The sequence below is a fragment of the Chroococcidiopsis sp. genome (assembly GCF_051657925.1).
GTDB lineage: Bacteria > Cyanobacteriota > Cyanobacteriia > Cyanobacteriales > Chroococcidiopsidaceae > Chroococcidiopsis.
In genome coordinates, this window is record NZ_JBOFLP010000310.1 from 1 (window position 1) to 11,567 (window position 11,567).

10 protein-coding genes and 1 pseudogene are annotated in these 11,567 nt (G+C 46.3%); 5 read left to right on the top strand and 6 right to left on the bottom strand.

Going from position 1 to position 11,567, the window contains the following annotated elements; genetic code table 11:
• Positions 1–161 precede the first annotated feature (161 nt).
• The gene (locus tag ACRC32_RS25035) at positions 162–425 is read right to left on the bottom strand and encodes a ParB N-terminal domain-containing protein (RefSeq protein ID WP_015154887.1); all 264 of its coding nucleotides are present in this window, start codon (positions 423–425) and stop codon (positions 162–164) included.
• Between the two features lie 157 nt (positions 426–582).
• On the opposite strand from ACRC32_RS25035, the gene ACRC32_RS25040 reads away from it, so the two are divergent.
• Complete coding sequence (locus tag ACRC32_RS25040) at positions 583–2,310, top strand: SpoIID/LytB domain-containing protein (RefSeq protein WP_438556513.1); 1,728 nt, start codon at positions 583–585, stop codon at positions 2,308–2,310.
• Positions 2,311–2,470: 160 nt separating this feature from the next.
• Here the strand turns inward: ACRC32_RS25040 and ACRC32_RS25045 are convergent, their stop codons facing one another.
• Together ACRC32_RS25045 and ACRC32_RS25050 are read right to left on the bottom strand one after the other, a co-directional pair.
• Positions 2,471–2,770 carry a ferredoxin gene (locus ACRC32_RS25045; protein WP_015154889.1) on the bottom strand — a complete coding sequence of 100 codons (300 nt, stop codon included), beginning with the start codon at positions 2,768–2,770 and terminating at the stop codon, positions 2,471–2,473.
• A gap of 153 nt (positions 2,771–2,923) precedes the next feature.
• Positions 2,924–3,067 carry a hypothetical protein gene (locus ACRC32_RS25050; RefSeq protein ID WP_438556514.1) on the bottom strand — a complete coding sequence of 48 codons (144 nt, stop codon included), beginning with the start codon at positions 3,065–3,067 and terminating at the stop codon, positions 2,924–2,926.
• A 509-nt stretch (positions 3,068–3,576) separates the two neighbouring features.
• Here ACRC32_RS25050 and ACRC32_RS25055 point away from each other — a divergent pair.
• From ACRC32_RS25055 to ACRC32_RS25070, 4 genes are all read left to right on the top strand, one after another.
• Positions 3,577–4,440: a Tab2/Atab2 family RNA-binding protein gene (locus tag ACRC32_RS25055; RefSeq protein WP_438556515.1), complete on the top strand. Its 864-nt coding sequence runs from the start codon at positions 3,577–3,579 to the stop codon at positions 4,438–4,440.
• Positions 4,441–4,582: 142 nt separating this feature from the next.
• Positions 4,583–5,890 carry a TldD/PmbA family protein gene (locus tag ACRC32_RS25060; protein ID WP_438556516.1) on the top strand — a complete coding sequence of 436 codons (1,308 nt, stop codon included), beginning with the start codon at positions 4,583–4,585 and terminating at the stop codon, positions 5,888–5,890.
• A gap of 81 nt (positions 5,891–5,971) precedes the next feature.
• On the top strand, positions 5,972–6,559 hold the full coding sequence (locus ACRC32_RS25065) for a GDSL-type esterase/lipase family protein (RefSeq protein ID WP_438556517.1): 588 nt from the start codon (positions 5,972–5,974) through the stop codon (positions 6,557–6,559).
• A 168-nt stretch (positions 6,560–6,727) separates the two neighbouring features.
• On the top strand, positions 6,728–9,403 hold the full coding sequence (locus ACRC32_RS25070; RefSeq protein ID WP_438556518.1) for a chloride channel protein: 2,676 nt from the start codon (positions 6,728–6,730) through the stop codon (positions 9,401–9,403).
• 202 nt (positions 9,404–9,605) lie between these two features.
• On the opposite strand, the gene ACRC32_RS25075 is transcribed toward ACRC32_RS25070, so the two are convergent.
• From ACRC32_RS25075 to ACRC32_RS25085, 3 genes and pseudogenes are all read right to left on the bottom strand, one after another.
• A complete protein-coding gene (locus tag ACRC32_RS25075) occupies positions 9,606–9,863 on the bottom strand; it encodes a DUF5340 domain-containing protein (RefSeq protein ID WP_438556519.1) in 258 nt (85 codons plus the stop codon).
• Positions 9,864–10,052: 189 nt separating this feature from the next.
• Positions 10,053–10,934, bottom strand: coding sequence for an indole-3-glycerol phosphate synthase TrpC (trpC, locus tag ACRC32_RS25080; RefSeq protein WP_438556520.1), 882 nt, complete (start codon positions 10,932–10,934; stop codon positions 10,053–10,055).
• Between the two features lie 148 nt (positions 10,935–11,082).
• Positions 11,083–11,567 (bottom strand): annotated as a pseudogene (locus tag ACRC32_RS25085) (dihydrolipoyl dehydrogenase); the annotation flags it as partial.

Here is an 11,567-nt window from a genome sequence, read left to right on the forward strand (position 1 = left end):
CTCTACTCAGTGGTTTACTCGATTTTCTTAGCTTAGAGCGATATTGCTCTAGGAAGGTACTTCACAATTCAATTTTTAATTTCTCGTTCAGCATTTAGCAATCAGGAGTATTTCACTAACTACTCTTCACTGATAACTGCTCCCTGCTCCCTGCTCCCTCACTACGCCATGTGCATCTTCAGAACTGCACGGGGAGCCTTGCGCACTCTAGCAAGGATTGTTTCTTTCCCCAAACGCTGACAAGCTTCGTAGCGATGGCAGCCAGAGAAACCGTAGTATTGTCCTTCCACTTCCAGTACGTCAATTGGCTCTTGCTGTCCGATCTCTTGAATTGACTCCATCAGTGCTTTGACCTTCTGCTGGTCGTTCTCCCGTGGCAAAGGTCGCCGAATCTGATTCAAGGGAATCTCTTGTACTTTTGTCATATCTATCGCTTTGCATCACCTCTTTCTAAATCATACTCGTTATGACTTTATTATGCAACATATATTTGTACTTTCTCTGCAACTCAACTAAAGAGAGATAAATTGATGGAGAAATGAGGTTAGACACATCAAAAATTGCGCTTACACATTTATATCTATGGAAAGAAATATTTTTAAGTCAAAAGTCAAAAGTCAAAAGTCAAAAATTAGGAGTCAGGAGTCAGGAGTCAAGAGTCAGGAGCCAGGAGCCAGAAGTAATTCTTCTCCCTCAGCTCCCTCAGCTCTCTTCTGCGGCGTACTGACGATCGCCTGCTGGCTGGGATTGGCTAGTGCAACTTTGGCAGCACGGGGTGAAGAGACACAACTCAAAGTTGGCGTGGTGCAGCACTTTGGGGATGAACTGACAGATGAATTGACGCTGCAAGCAACACCAGGCGATCGCCTCCAGCTCAAATTTAGCAGCCGAACTCAAACTCACAATAAAACAGTGCGACCGCAGGAAACTCAGCTCAGCGCTAACAATGTCAAATTAGTAGTGCAGATGCAAACTTTAGTGACACCCGTATTGCAAGAGCGGGTAGTTCTTAGCACTCATCGTAGCTTTGAGACTGCGGAAGACGCGGCAAAGCAATGGCGTGCCTTAGGGATTGAGACAGAAATTGCTCAGCCGGAACAATGGCAAGTGTGGGCAAAACGCCAAGTTTATAACACGCCGTTTTTGCGGCGAATGTTGCTCAGCAGCGTCCAGCTTCAAGGGAAGAAAACTGCACATTTAGATAGCCGAATTTTGCAGCAAGTGCCAATCGTCAGCTGGGAAGTCAACGGCAATCGTTATAGTAGCGATCGCCTGGAAGTGATTGCAAATAAAAATTTAATCCAAGTTCGCCAAGGTAAAGAAGATAAATATGGAATTCCCTTTGCCGGAAAATTGCAACTGCAACCGAATGCCTACGGGACTTATACCTTAGTCAACAATGTACCTCTTGAAACCTATCTACGGGGAGTTGTACCCCATGAAATCGGCAGAAATGTATCTTATGCGGCGATCGAAGCACAAACTATTATTGCTCGAACGTATGCCTTACGGAATTTGCGCCGTTTTGCGATCGATGGATACGAACTGAGCGCCGATACCCATTGTCAAGTTTATGTGGGCTTAAAAGATACCGATCCCAATGCAGATCGAGCAATTTTAGCAACTAGAAATAAGGTGCTAACTTATAACAACGAGTTAGTTGACGCACTCTATTCTTCTACAACAGGTGGAGTAACGGCTGTTTTTAGCGATGTTTGGAATGGCTCAGACAAACCTTATCTAAAATCTTTGGTAGATTCTGCTTACAGCATTTGGGATTTATCACGTCAGAGCCTTGCTGACGAAAGTAACTTTCAACGTTTTATCAACATGCAACGGGGATTTAACGAAGCGGGAACGCGGCTGTTTCGCTGGCGTAGAGAAAGTAGTATCGAACAGCTCACCCAAGACCTACAAAAATTTTTAACCAAGAATCGGAGTTCGCTAGCTAACTTCAGCCGCATTCAACAAATACAAGTGACGCAGCGATCGCCTGGAGGTAGAATCCTCAAACTCGCCGTACAAACCGATCGCGGTAATATTTTATTAGAAAAAGATGAAATTCGCAGTGCTTTTTCTGCACCGAGAAGCACTCTATTTTATTTAGAACCCTTATACGACCAAACCAAAGGAGAAAATGCCCTACAGGGCTATACTTTTGTCGGTGGTGGCTTAGGGCATGGAGTTGGTCTTAGCCAAACAGGTGCAAGTGGTTTGGCAAAACTGGGGTGGAAGAGCGATCGCATCCTCAACTTTTACTATCCTGGGACACAAATTAGGGAGTCAGGAGTCGGAAGTCGAGAGTCGTAGGAGCGGTTTTGTTTAGTTTAGTTGTACTAGAACAAATCAATCTGCGGTTAAACCCGCTCGTACAGGAGAATCGGGAGGCGGGAGAGTGGCTAGAATTGCTCCCTCTGCGCCTCTGCGCCTCTGCTCCCCTGCCTCCCTTGTCTTCTCCCGTCTCCTGTTCCTAGTAAAGTTCTTCTTCTTTGTGCGTTTCAATCGTACAGTCAGAAGTAGGATACGCTACGCAGGTTAGTACGTAGCCGCCTTCGATCTGATCGTCATCCAAGAAAGATTGGTCGGACTGGTCTACCGTTCCAGATACCATTTTGCCCGCACAGGTAGAGCAAGCACCAGCACGACAGGAATATGGTAGATCTAATCCAGCTTCTTCAGCTGCGTCCAGAATATAGGTATCGTCATCCACATCAATCGTGGTGTTTAGCCCTTCTGCCTCGTTGATTAATGTGACTTTGTAAGTTGCCATTTAGTTGTCCTCTTTATAGACGGCAGGATAAAATAAGGTATACCTGTTCTCTCAACAAGTTGCCTTTCCGAATTGGCGATCGCGGGAGGAAGATCGCAGCTCTTTAGTCTGAGCGTGGGCGGACAGAAAGTCGAGACGAAACGCCTCCTTCTATCACCTTTCAGCAACCATGCGTTGGTCGCTCCCATACCCTAAGAGATCGCGTTCGCAACCTGAAATTTGGCGCGATCGTACTTGCTCCTCGCCAAGGCAAGGAACTCGCTGAATATCCCAAAATCTAGCTTTGAGATGCGTCAAACAGTACGGGTTGCTGCTAAACAGCTTTGCCGTGTTTATTCGATCACATCTCTGATACTACGAGAAAAATTCTCGCTTGTAACGCCGATCCAAGCCTGATTAGTAAAGGAATTTAGTTGTTGCAAACTAATAAGTAATGCTTATAAATAAAGACGACTCATTCCTAAGTATATAAATCATTCTTATAGTTTATATTTTTTTAATAATCAATTCTGTATCAGTTGTCAGTTGTCAGTTATTCAGTTATCAGCGATCGGTGAAGAATGGGGTGTGGGGTGTCGTGAGTGGCTAGTGGCTAGAATTGCTCCCGATCTCTCCTCTGCACCTGAAGCTCCTCTGCTCCCTTGTCCCCTCACTCCTCGCCCCTACTCCCTACTCCCTGCTCCCTGCTCCCTACTCCCTGCTCCCTAACAACTGACTAACTGACTCACTACTCACTACTGACTAATAAGTGTCAGAAAACGTGTATGTTGATGTTAGGTGAAGTAAAGAAATCGTAATGATAGTTCATGGGTAGCATTTGGGAGATAGATTTCTACTCCCGTCCAATCTTGGATGAGAACCAAAAGAAAGTTTGGGAGGTTGTGGTGTGCGAGAGTCCTTTGGATACGCGCACCGATCCCAATCGCCTGTTTCGGTATGCCCAGTATTGTCCCAGCACCCAAGTGAATTCTGCTTGGTTGCGGACGGCATTACAAGAGGCAATAGCAAAAGCTGGAACTGCACCTACGAAGTTTCGCTTTTTCCGTCGCCAGATGAATAATATGATTACCAAAGCTTGTAAAGATTTGGGCATTCCAGCGCAACCAAGTCGCCGCACTCTGGCGCTACTGCAATTGCTAAAAGAACGGATGGATGAAGTTTATCCGCAAGAGCCGGGATATCAACCTACACCAAATCCATCTGTCAAGATGGAATCATCTCCACCACAGCGCTTACCAGATGCGCTAACCGGACAGCAGTGGGCGTTTGTGAATCTGGAAGCAACGGCTTTGGCTGATATGCATGAGTGGGAAATTGCTTTTGGAGAGGCATTTCCTTTACAGATGGTGGGTTTATCACCAGAAACGATAATTCCAGGGCTGTTGATTTTCTCAGAAAGAGCCTTACCGCTAGCAGGATGGATGACTGGAATCGAATTAGCTTTTGTCAGAGTGGAAACTAGTCCAGTAGCACGATTACTGCTAGAAACTGGTGCTAGCGAGAGTTGGATCTTGGCTAATCTTAAGAATCCGCAAACTGTAGCAGAAGCTCAAGCTTTTGTAAGCGCTAAGCAACAAGCCAATGGCGTACATTTTATTGCCGTGCAGTCCAACCCACAAACCGAGTCGTTCGCCGGTTTGTGGCTATTACAAGAAGTCTCTATACCGTAATTGAGGGGCTAGGAGCGATCGTGAGAGCTGCTCTTGAGCTGGGGAAGCGCAGGGTCGCTGGGGGAGAAAAAACACTCACTACTCACTACTCACTGCTCGCTACTCACTACTCCCTGCTCCCTGCTCCCTACTCCCTAGAATTATGAATTACGAATTACAAAAAGATAACTTAGCAGAACGACTGTTGGAGCTAGCTGCTAAATGTGGGGCAGAGGCAGCGGAAGTGTATCAGGCGCGATCGCAGTCTCAACCTGTCTTTTTTGAAGCTAACCGCCTCAAGCAGCTAGAAAGCGCCCAGACAGAGGGGACGGCTTTGCGCTTGTGGCGCGATGGTCGTCCAGGGCTAGCAGTTGCTTACGGTTCTGTAGCACCTGAGGCGCTAGTCGGTTCAGCCCTTGCTCTCAGCGAACTCAACGAACCCGAACCGATTGAACTTGGTAGTCACTCCCAGACGATCTATCCCAATGTAGGGCAACCGATCGCAGTCGAACATCTGATCGATTGGGGAAAAGAGGCGATCGCCCAGATCCGCGATGCTTTTCCTGAAGTTATGGTGAGTGCTGAGTGGGATTGTGAAATGGAGACAACCCGCTTGGTCAATTCCCTAGGGCTAGATTGCCACTACACCGATACGACACTCAGTTGTTACTTATCAGCAGAGTGGGTAAGAGGTGACGATTTTTTAAGCGTATCTGACGGACAAACTCAGCGCGATCGCCTCCAACCAGAAGAAGTAGTCCGACAAATCCTACAACGGCTGGCTTGGGCAAAGGCAAATGTTGCGCCCTCCACAGGGCGTATTCCAGTTTTATTTACCTCCAAGGCGGCTGATATGTTATGGGGAACGGTACAAGCGGCTTTGAATGGTAAGCGAGTCTCAGAAAAAGCTTCCCCTTGGGCAGAACGCCTTGGTCAGTCCGTGATGGCAAAAGCTTTGACGATATATCAAGACCCAGAAGCAGGACCATTTAGCTGTCCGTTTGACGATGAAGGGACTCCTACCCAACACCGCGTATTCGTTCAAAATGGAGTTCTACAAAATTTTTATTGCGATCGCGCTACAGGCAGACAGTTGGGTACTGCCACCACCGGAAACGGTTTTCGCCCAGGCTTAGGTAGCTATCCTACACCTGGGTTATTTAATTTATTAATAGAACCTGGTACGAAATCTTTGTCAGATTTGATTAACTTATTAGATGACGGACTGATTGTAGATCAAATGTTAGGTGGTGGTGGTAGTATTTCGGGTGATTTTTCAATCAATATCGATCTCGGCTATCGAGTCAAAAACGGTCGAGCGATCGGTCGCGTCAAGGACACAATGGTTGCAGGCAACATCTACAGCGCCCTCAAACAGCTAGTTGCCCTCGGCAGCGATGCCGATTGGAACGGTTCGTGTTACACTCCATCTCTGATTTTGGAAGGATTGTCAGTGACGGGAAGGGGTTGACAGTGAGCAGGGAGCAGGGAGCGCACGAGCAGTGACCAGATCGGCTAATATTCACAAATGACAAATGACCAATGACCGTCTATGCGTATCTGTTTTATTGGCGACTCTTTTGTCAATGGTACGGGAGATCCTGAGTGTCTTGGTTGGACGGGAAGAATTTGTGTTGCTGCCCAGAAACAAGGATATGACGTTACTTATTACAATTTAGGAGTTAGAAGAGAAACTAGTGCTGATATTAAAGCGCGGTGGTTGCAGGAAGTGTCTTGCCGCTTACGCAAAGAATACGATGGTAGAATCGTGTTTTCTTTTGGGACAAATGACACGACTATAGAAACTCATAAAACTCGGATAGAATTTGTCGAATCTATAGAAAATACTCGCCAAATTTTACAGGTAGCTAAACAAAAATTTCCGGTCTTGATGGTAGGAGCGCCTCCCATGCTGGATACAGAACAAAATTCTAGAACTGCTTGTTTGTTGAAACAATTCGAGCAAATTTGCTTGACAAAAAATATTCCTTATTTAGATATTTTCACACCTCTGCAAAAATCGCAGATTTGGTTACAAGAAGTAGCAGATTATGACGGCGCTCATCCCCGTGCTGCTGGTTATCAAGAGATTGCTAATTTAGTTCAAAATTGGTCGGGATGGCAGTCTTGGTTTACTTGATGGATTGCCGATCGCGAAACTATTTAGAAAACCTTTAAAGATTTTGTCTCAAATTATGACGAATTGTGGCATCCTGTAGCAAATGATGTGTCGTTAATAGATGGTGAGCATTAGCTTACCCTACAGTTACATGTTTCCTAGCCTCCTGCCTCTAAACTCTAGCCCCTGATGCCTGCCCTCCGCCAATACTTGCGCCACTGGATGCGTCCCCGCCGCACCAGCGCGATCGCCGAAGCTTGTTTAATTGGTCTAGTCGCCGCTTTATCTGCGGTATTGCTAAAAGCCGGTTCTGGCTGGTTTGGGGCAATGCGAGTCCATCAATCTAACCTATTTCCAGCCTGGATTTTGCTGCCATCTTTTGGTCTGACTTTTGGATATTTGTCTGGTTTGCTGGTGGAACGGTTAGCTCCAGAAGCAAGCGGTAGCGGTATTCCTCACGTTAAGGCAGTACTTGCCAACGCTGCGACAGACATATCATGGCGGACTGCTGGGGTCAAGTTACTCGCTTCAACATTAGCAATTGGTTCGGGGTTGACCATAGGTAGGCAAGGACCAACCGTACATATAGGTGCAGCCTTAGCCGCCCAATTTAGCCGTTGGGTTCCCACATCTCCCGACCACCGCCGCCAGATGATTGCCGCAGGTGCAGGTGCGGGATTAGCGGCTGCTTTTAATGCCCCCATTACGGGGGTTTTGTTTGTGGTTGAAGAATTACTCCGCGATTTGTCGAGTTTGACTTTGGGGACGGCGATCCTCGCTTCGTTTATCGGTGCCGTCGTGTCGCGGATTTTAGGTGGTCGCAGCCTAGATTTGAGTTTGGTATTGACTGCTCACTCAACCTCATTCTCGTTAATTGAACTGCCATTTTTCTTGTTACTGGGGATCTTGGCAGGGTTGCTAGGTTCTCTGTTTCATCGTGGCATTATTGCTAGTTTAAAATTTTATCGCCAGTTACACATTAGCTTATCCCTACGGATTGCCTTAGCTGGGTTAATTTCCGGTATTGCGATCGCCCTTTTACCTCCTACCTTCCGCGATAATAGTGGTTTGAGGGAATTTCTGATTACTGGAGATGCCAGTTTAGAATTAGCCGCGATCGCCTTTGTCGCGCAATTTATCCTCACTTTAGTTGCTTTTGGTTCGGGAGCGCCAGGAGGATTATTCGCCCCGAGTTTGATTATCGGTTCAGCTTTGGGTTATGTGGTTGGTTTGACCGAGTTTTATGTTTTAGGTATTGGTTCCCCTGCTACCTATGCCTTAGCAGGGATGGGGGCATTTTTTAGCGTCGTTTCTAAAGTCCCGATTACGGCGATCGCGATCGTGTTTGAGATGACCACCGATTTTAACTTAGTCTTACCGTTAATGATCGGCTCGGTAACGGCGTACCTAATTGCCGAACGGTTAGCACCTGGATCGATCTACGATAAAATCTTGCAACTCAACGGGATTAACTTAGAACCAGCAGCCACACCCAAAGGCTTTCTTGCTGAGTTGACAGCAGAAGACGTGATGCAACGCCGGGTAGAAACTTTAGGAGCGCAGATGACGCTGGATGAGGCTGTACAGGCGTTTTCTCGCTCCCACCATCGCGGCTTTCCCGTAGTTGATAATAGTAAGTTAATTGGAATTATCACCCAAACCGATTTAGCCAAAATTCGCGATCGCCCCTTACCTGGGGATACTCCAATTAGCGAGGTGATGACTCCCCAACCCGTCACTGTCAGTCCTCACACAACTCTCGCCCATGTCTTATATTTGCTCGATCGCTACCAACTCAGCCGCTTACCCGTGGTAGAAAATCGGCGAATGGTGGGAATTATTACCCGTGCCGATATTATCCGTGTTGAAGCCGACAAACTCAGCGGCGAGACAGAACAGACGGGACCGCAGCCAGAACCATCTTACATAGTCTATCAAACGCGATCGCCCAGCACCGGACGCGGCAGAATTTTAGTGCCGATCGCTAACCCCCAAACGGCGGAATCACTATTACAAATGGCTGCGGCAATTGCCCGCGATCGCGATTACGAACTAGAGTGCATTCAAGTTATCCTCGTCTCTCGCCGTAGTTCCCCCGCTGAAACTTCCGTACGGACGGGGAAAAGCCGCAAGTTACTACGTCAAGCCGAGGTGATAGCGAAAAAGCAAAAAATCCCCGTTCATACCCAAATTCGGGTAGCTCACGACACTGCTCAAGCAATATTAGAGACAATTAAAGAACAACACATCGATATTTTGTTGATGGGATGGAAAGGTAACACCATCACTCCTGGGCGAATTTTTGGCAATGTTGTAGACACCCTGATCCGCCAAGCACCCTGCGATGTTGTCTTAGTAAAATTACCAGAAGATAGGCAACAGACAACAAGCAACAGGCAAGAAGCTTTTCCCCCTCAGCTCTCTTCCCCTACTCCCGACTCCCTGCTCCCTGCTCCCTCATTTAACCGTTGGCTAGTCCCGATGGCGGGTGGTCCCAACGCAAAAGTAGCAATTAAGCTTTTACCTCCGCTAGTTTCTTTAGGAAAACAACCTGAGATTCAGTTGTGTCAAGTCATTGAATCTAAAGAAGCAAAACCCGATTTGAGCGTACTGCAACAAGCAATCCGATATTTAGTTAAATATCGACAATTATCAGGCAAAGTCACCGCAGTACCAGTAGTATCGAATTCTGTTGCGGATGGTTTAATTAATTTAGTGAAGAGTGAAGATTTCGATGTTGTGGTTTTGGGTGCCAGTCGAGAAGGGATGTTGCAACGCGCTATTAAAGGTAATATTCCCGCTCAGATTGCTAATCGTGTAGATAGTACTGTGATTTTGGTACGCGGGGAGATTGATGGTAAGTGAGTTATCTGGGATTTATTTAGTGGGAAGAAACTACATGTCCTCCCAAAAGATACAGTACATTATCTGGTTATTAGTGCTAACAATCAGACGATCGCTTATATTACACCTCGCGGCGGATATGGCGGTTATTTTGTCAAAGTTTGGCAAGCTCTTGAGAGGTATTGAGCTGACTTTTATAAAGTAAAATTATGAAACTGTAGAATTATGAAACTGTAGAATGTTCTGTAGTAGCTAGCTCAGATTCGCTTTGATTTAAAGACCAACGAAATTCATAATCTACATGAGCTTGCTGACAACTAGCTTCCAGTTGCTTTTGTTGAGCCGCAGCTTTGCGTAAAGAAATAATCAATTGTTGAACTTGCTCTGATAAAAGAGGATCTTGCCTAACAATAGGTAATGTTTGTTGCTCTAATAACTGCAATACGGCTTCGTAGTGAATTGGAGAAGGAAGGGGAATCATAAGCTAAGTCGTAAGTCGTAAGTCGTAAGTCGTAATTGGGAAGAGCAAGGAAAGAAAAAGTTCTTCTCTTACTTGCCTTATCTTTCCCATACTCTCCTCACTAATCAAAAGTCAAAAGTTAAAAGTTAAAAGTCAAAACTTAGGAGTCAGAAGTATTTCACGCACCACGCACCACTCACCACTCACCACTCACTCTAGTAGAGAAGCGATCGCATTTCCTGGTTCTGGTTGTTTGACTAAAGACTCGCCAACTAGCACTGCTGCTGCACCTGCTTGAGTGACTACAGCTACATCGGCTGGCGCGTGAATTCCCGACTCGCTCACAACTAAAATATCCTGTTGTTGTAATTGTGACTGACGTTCGGTTAATAGTTGGCTAGTTGTTTGCAAATCGACAGAAAAGTTTTCCAGATTGCGATTGTTAATCCCTACCAAAGTTACGCCATCCAAAGCCAAAACGCGATCGAGTTCTTCGAGAGTATGGACTTCAATTAAAGCGGCTAACTTCAAAGCTTTAGCAATTTTGATGAAGTATTGTAAATCGCGATCGCTCAGAATTGCAGCAATCAACAACACCGCATCAGCACCCCGTAACCGTGCCAGATACATCTGGTAAGGATAGATAATAAAGTCCTTACATAACAGTGGTAAATCCACCGCAGCGCGAATCTGTTCTAAATAATCGAAACTGCCTTGAAAGAATTTGCTATCTGTAAGTACCGAAATACAACTCGCGCCACCTTCTTGATATGAAAGCGCGATCGCCACAGGATCGAAATCTTTTCGCAATATGCCTTTACTAGGAGAAGCTTTTTTCACCTCAGCAATCACAGATGGAGAAGTCTTACCTTGACGTAAAGCAGCTACAAAATCGCGGGTAGCAGGTAATGAAAGAGCTTGCTTTTGTAACTCTACTAACGGTAGTTTTTCCCGCATTCGATCGACTTCAATCTCTTTATGCCACACAATCTCTTCTAGAATATGCTGCGGCTTTGCACCAGGCACTGATACCTGATAGCTCAAATAACTGATATCAATAGACGGATTTGGCGGACGACGGCGGATTTGCATCACTAGGAAGTAGGGAGTAGGGAGTAGGGAGTCGTAGGGGCGGGTTTTGACCAAAAATTTCTAGTTTTGGCTATGAATCTATATGCTAAACCCGCCCGTACAAGAGTCGTTCGGCGCGGAAGTCGGAAGTATCTCACGCACCACGTAATTAAGCATGAACTGCTCGTTTGTACGCTTCATCCAAGACTTCGGAAAGGGTAGGATGGGCGTGAACGAGGAAGGCGAGGGAGTGGACGGATTGACGATTGGCGATCGCAGCTGAGGCTTCGTGGATTAAGTCGGAGGCGTGAGAACCGATGATGTGGACTCCCAAGACTTCCCCTGTATCTTGACGGTAGACGACTTTGGCAATTCCATCTGCATCGCCGTCTGCTAGTGCCTTGGAGTTGCCTTTAAAGTATGTTTTGGCGGTTTTGATGGTAAATCCTTCCGCTTCTCCTAATTCCTTTGCTGCGGTTTCTGTCAACCCAACATAGCTAATTTCGGGGTGGGTAAAGGCAGCGGCGGGAATGCTGCGATAATCAATTTGACGCTGGCGATCGCAAATATTTTCGACTGCAACAATTCCTTGAGCGGATGCTGCATGAGCTAACATCATTTTCCCTGTCGCGTCTCCAATTGCCCACAAGTGAG

Bases quoted from the DNA above. Each gene is read 5' to 3' on its own strand.
- ACRC32_RS25035 (WP_015154887.1), bottom strand. From the start codon at position 425: ATGACAAAAGTACAAGAGATTCCCTTGAATCAGATTCGGCGACCTTTG.
- ACRC32_RS25040 (WP_438556513.1), top strand. From the start codon at position 583: ATGGAAAGAAATATTTTTAAGTCAAAAGTCAAAAGTCAAAAGTCAAAA.
- ACRC32_RS25045 (WP_015154889.1), bottom strand. From the start codon at position 2,770: ATGGCAACTTACAAAGTCACATTAATCAACGAGGCAGAAGGGCTAAAC.
- ACRC32_RS25055 (WP_438556515.1), top strand. From the start codon at position 3,577: ATGGGTAGCATTTGGGAGATAGATTTCTACTCCCGTCCAATCTTGGAT.
- ACRC32_RS25060 (WP_438556516.1), top strand. From the start codon at position 4,583: ATGAATTACGAATTACAAAAAGATAACTTAGCAGAACGACTGTTGGAG.
- ACRC32_RS25065 (WP_438556517.1), top strand. From the start codon at position 5,972: ATGCGTATCTGTTTTATTGGCGACTCTTTTGTCAATGGTACGGGAGAT.
- ACRC32_RS25070 (WP_438556518.1), top strand. From the start codon at position 6,728: ATGCCTGCCCTCCGCCAATACTTGCGCCACTGGATGCGTCCCCGCCGC.
- ACRC32_RS25075 (WP_438556519.1), bottom strand. From the start codon at position 9,863: ATGATTCCCCTTCCTTCTCCAATTCACTACGAAGCCGTATTGCAGTTA.
- trpC (WP_438556520.1), bottom strand. From the start codon at position 10,934: ATGCAAATCCGCCGTCGTCCGCCAAATCCGTCTATTGATATCAGTTAT.